Origin of the sequence: Halopseudomonas salina, from assembly GCF_014637955.1 — a bacterium.
Taxonomy (GTDB): domain Bacteria; phylum Pseudomonadota; class Gammaproteobacteria; order Pseudomonadales; family Pseudomonadaceae; genus Halopseudomonas; species Halopseudomonas salina.
Map to the genome: position 1 here is coordinate 50,477 of NZ_BMFF01000003.1, position 4,983 is coordinate 55,459.

Below are 4,983 nucleotides of genomic sequence, written 5' to 3' on the forward strand. Positions count from 1 at the left end.
GAACGCGGGGATCCATTTTCAGGGTGTAAAAAAGCGGGTTTGTGCAATATGTGGCGGGGTCCGATGCTGCTCCCCCCAACATCAAAATGGATTCCCGCGTGCGCGAGAATGACGAGGGGGCGTGCGCGCGGATCCATTTTCAGGGTGTAAAAAAGCGGGTTTAAGCATTATGAAAGCGGGCAAACACACTACCCCAAAATCTCACCCCAAAGATCACGCCAATCAGGATTACCGCTTTCCACCAACTCGAACTTCCACTCCCGCCGCCACTTCTTCAGCGCCTTCTCCCGACGAATCGCCGCCTCCATAGAGCCATGCTGCTCGTACCAAACCAGCTCCTTGACGCCATGGCGCTCGGTGAAGCCGCCCAGCACACCATCCCGATGCTGCCAGGCCCGCTGCACCAGGTCCGATGTCACACCAACATACAAAGTCCCGCGACGACTCGAAGCCATCAAATAAACCGCCGGCTGTTTCATCCTCAACCTCCCTGTCCAGATCAGCCCCCACCCTACCCCGACCACCCCGACCAATCACGGAATCACCTCACAAAACGAACGGAAACCGGTACAGTCCGGGCATAGCCCGTCACATCTGTACCCTTGAGCAGGCCCTACCCCAGCCCGCATAATGCCGCCCTCGCTTCAACCGCACAGGGCGCTTCCATGTTTCGCTGGTTTGAGAAAAGACTCGACCCCTTCCCCCCGGAAGAACCCCAGGAACCACCGCGCACACTGCTCGCGTTCTGCCTGTATTTCACCCGTGGCACCTGGCGCTACCTGGGTACCGCCGCGCTGCTGATGGCCGCCATCGCCGCCACCGAAGTCTGGCTGTTCAGCTTTCTGGGTAATATCGTCGACTGGCTCTCGGTCCAGGACCGCGCCACGCTACTGCAGGATCAGGGCTGGAAACTCGCGGGCATGGCTGCACTGGTCCTAGTCCTTCTGCCCCTGATGATCCTCGCCAACTCCCTGGTCAGCCATCAGACGCTGATGGGCAACTACCCCATGCGCATCCGCTGGCTGGTGCACCGTTACCTGCTCAAGCAGTCCATGGCCTTCTACCAGGACGAGTTCGCCGGCCGCATCGCCACCAAACTGATGCAGACCGCCCTCGCCGTGCGCGAATGCGTGATCAAGCTGATCGACGTGCTCAACTACGTGGTCGTGTATTTTCTCGGCACGCTGGTAGTCGTGGGTATCGCTGATTGGCGCCTGACCCTGCCGATGCTCGCCTGGCTGCTCGGCTATATCCTGCTGATGCGCTATTTCATTCCGCTGATGGGCAAGGTGGCAGAGGAGCAAGCAGACGCGCGCTCGATCATGACCGGCCGTATCGTCGACAGTTACACCAACATCCAGACGGTCAAACTCTTCTCCCACTCCCGCCGCGAAGCCACCTACGCCCGCGAAGGCATGGGCGACTTCATGCACACCGTCTACCGGCAGATGCGCCTGGTCACCTGGGTCAACAGCCTGCTGTACATGCTCAACGGCCTGTTGCTGGTCAGCGTCACCGCCCTGGCCATCTGGCTGTGGATCAACGAAGCCGCCACCATAGGCGCGGTCGCGGTGGCTACCGGCCTGGTGCTACGGCTGTGGGGCATGTCCCAGTGGATCATGTGGGAGCTGTCCGCGCTGTTCGAGAACATCGGCACCGTGCAGGACGGCATCAACTCCATCTCCCGTCCGCAACTGGTCAACGACCGCCCCGACGCCCAACCGTTGCTGGTCGACAAGGGCGAGATCCGCTTTGACCATGTGCGTTTCAACTACGGCAAGGAACAGGGCGTATTCGAAGACTTGCACCTGACCATTCGCGCCGGCGAGAAGATCGGTTTGGTAGGACGTTCCGGTGCGGGCAAGTCGACCCTGGTCAATCTGCTGCTGCGCTTCTACGACGTAGAAGGCGGCCAGATTCTCGTCGACGGCCAGAACATCTCCGAGGTCACCCAGGACTCACTGCGCCAGCACGTCGGCATGGTCACCCAGGACACCTCCCTGCTGCATCGCTCGGTCCGTGACAACATCCTCTACGGCCGCCCGGATGCGGATGAGGACATGCTGATCAAAGCCGCCAAACAGGCCAAAGCCGACCACTTTATCCGCGACCTGGAAGACGCCAAGGGCCGCAGCGGCTTCGATGCCCACGTTGGCGAGCGCGGCGTCAAACTCTCCGGCGGCCAGCGTCAACGCATCGCCATCGCCCGCGTCATGCTCAAGGACGCCCCCATCCTGATCCTCGACGAAGCCACCTCCGCACTGGATTCCGAAGTCGAAGCCGCCATTCAGGAAAGCCTGAACACTCTGATGCAGGGCAAAACAGTAATAGCCATCGCCCACCGCCTCTCCACCATCGCCGCGATGGACAGGCTGGTAGTGATGGACCAGGGCCGCGTGATCGAAGACGGCACCCACAGTGAGTTGCTGGAGCGCGGCGGCTTGTACGCGCAGTTGTGGGCGCGGCAGTCGGGTGGTTTTTTGGGGGAGGATGTGGAGTGAGCCGAGGCCAAGGTCAAGGTCAAGGTCAAAATGGATCCCCGCGTTCGCGAGGATGACGTTTTCGGGGAGGTTGGCGTGAGTTCCCGAGGATGACGGCCATACCTCGTCATCCCTGTCCACACCCCGTCATTCCCGCCCTACTCACCCGTCATTCCCGCCCCACACCCCGTCATTCCCGCGAACGCGGGAAACCATTTTGACCTTCGCGCAGACAACACAGCACCCCGCCCAAAAAGGCACAATCCCGCCATTTAGAAACCCCGAAAATGGATCCCCGCGTTCGCGAGGATGACGAGGTTTTCTGGGAACTCGGAGTTTCACCTCGACCCCGCACTCCCAGGCGGCGACGCGCTACTCCGGGAATGTCGAGTTCCACCTCGACAAAATGCCTGCCTGAAACACCCACGGCCGAGATGGAACTCGGCAACTCCCAGACAAAACCGCCGAGATGGAACTCGGCAACTCCCAGACCAACGCCCGAGGTGAAACTCGGCCACTCCCAGACCCACACCCGAGACGAAACTCCGCCACTCCCCATCTGGTTCACTCCACTCTATCCCCCATCATCAGCCCCGCCCATAAAACCCACCTGGCCCGAAAATCCCGGCTAATATAGAGCAATTACACTAACAACAAGGATGCCCCATGAAAGCTCTATTCCCCGCCACTCTGTTGGCCAGCCTGATCTCCGCCAGCGCCCTCGCTGCCACATACTCCGCCCCCCAAACCCTGGTAGCGCCCTCTGAATTCAAGGGCGTGCACGGTCTGGCCGTTGATAATCAGGGGCGTTTGCTGGCTGGGAGTGTGGTTGGTAACAGCATTTACCAGGTAGACAGAGAAACCGGCAAGGCCAGCGTGCTGGTCGGCGCGGATGAGGGACAGGCGGATGACATCGCGATCGGTCCCAACGGGGAAATGGCCTGGACAGGCTTCTATCTCGGCAAGATCATGTACCGTGAGAACGATGAGGCTCCCACCAAGATCCTGGCCGAGGGCTTGCCCGGCATCAACTCCATCGCCTTCAACCAGAAAACCGGTCAGCTCTATGCCAGCCAGGTCTTTCTTGGCGACGCTCTCTGGGAGATCGACCCCAAGGGCGAAAAAGAGCCGCGGCTGATCAACAAGGACATGGGCGGATTCAATGGCTTTGAGGTCGGCAGCGACGGCTGGATCTACGGCCCGCTGTGGTTCAAAGGCCAGGTCGTGAAGATCAATCCGACTGACGGCACACTCGAAACCGTCGCCGATGGCTTTGGCACCCCTGCGGCAGTCAACTTCGACTCCAAGGGCAACCTCTACGCAGTCGACACCCTGACCGGCAAGCTGATGCGTGTGGATACCGCAACAGGTGATTCCGAGATGGTCGCGCAGCTCAGCACCGCTCTCGACAACCTGGCAATCGACGCCCAGGACAGCATCTACATCTCCAACATGGCCGACAACTCCATCCAGCAGGTCAACCCCGACACTGGCGAGATCAAGCTGATCACCAGCGGCGAGCTCGCGGTACCGGCAGGCACCGCACTGTCTGAAGACGGCAAGACCTTGTATGTCGCCGATATCTTCGCCTTCCGCGCCGTGGACACCACCAGCGGGAAGGTAACCGACCTCCGCCGCGCCCACGGATCCGACGCTGAATACCCGGTGGCAGTGAATCTGGGCAAGGACGCCCTGCTGCTCACCAGCTTCTCCACCGGCACCCTGCACTTGATCGACCGCGCCAACAACAGCACCCTCGCCATGGTCCATGGCCTGAATGCGCCATCCGATGCCGTGGAACTGGATGACGGCAGCATTGTGGTCAGCGAGATGGGCAGCGGCACACTGGTGCACCTGTCCGGCGACGACCTGAAGACCAAACGCACACTGACCAAGGACCTCTATGGCCCGGTGCAGATGATCCGCGGACAGGACGGCCAACTCTACCTGACCGAAGCCGGCGGTTTCCTGACCCGCGTTGACCCCACAAGCGGCGAAATCACCCGCCTGGCGAAAGACCTGCAAATGCCCGAAGGACTGGCCCAGGCGGCGGACGGCAGCTTCGTGATTGCCGAGACGGCAGCAAAACGCCTGATCAAATTGAACCCGGCCACCGGAGAGCAAAGCGTACTGGCCAGCGACCTCCCCATCGGCTTCCCCGCCGGCCCCGGCATGCCGCCCAGCGGGATTCCGACGGGTGTGGAGATAGCGGCGGATGGAATGCTGTATTTCACGTCTGACGTGGATAATGGGCTTTATAAGATTGGGGTTGAGGCTCAGGAAGATTGAGCCCTGGAAAACGCCATCCTGGAGAACTCACGCGAAACTACTCGCAGACGCCGTCGCGGAGAACTAGCGCCAACCTCCCCGAAAACGTCATCCTCGCGAACGCGGGGATCCATTTTCAGGATGTAAAAAACGCGAGGTTGTGCCTTGTTTAGCGGGGTGACGTGTTATCTGCACCAAGGTCAAAATGGTTTCCCGCGTTCGCGAGAATGACGAG

General features: G+C 60.6%; 3 protein-coding genes. 2 read left to right on the forward strand and 1 reads right to left on the reverse strand.

Going from position 1 to position 4,983, the window contains the following annotated elements:
- Positions 1–188: 188 nt before the first annotated feature.
- A complete protein-coding gene (locus IEV54_RS07675; protein ID WP_223825560.1) occupies positions 189–455 on the reverse strand; it encodes a GIY-YIG nuclease family protein in 267 nt (88 codons plus the stop codon).
- Between the two features lie 210 nt (positions 456–665).
- On the opposite strand from IEV54_RS07675, the gene IEV54_RS07680 reads away from it, so the two are divergent.
- Positions 666–2,501, forward strand: a complete 1,836-nt coding sequence (locus IEV54_RS07680) for an ABC transporter ATP-binding protein (protein ID WP_150279364.1) — start codon at positions 666–668, stop codon at positions 2,499–2,501.
- Positions 2,502–3,146: 645 nt separating this feature from the next.
- Positions 3,147–4,769 (forward strand): outer membrane protein assembly factor BamB family protein, encoded by a 1,623-nt coding sequence (locus IEV54_RS07685; RefSeq protein ID WP_150279363.1) that lies wholly within the window; start codon positions 3,147–3,149, stop codon positions 4,767–4,769.
- The last annotated feature ends 214 nt before the right edge of the window (positions 4,770–4,983 follow it).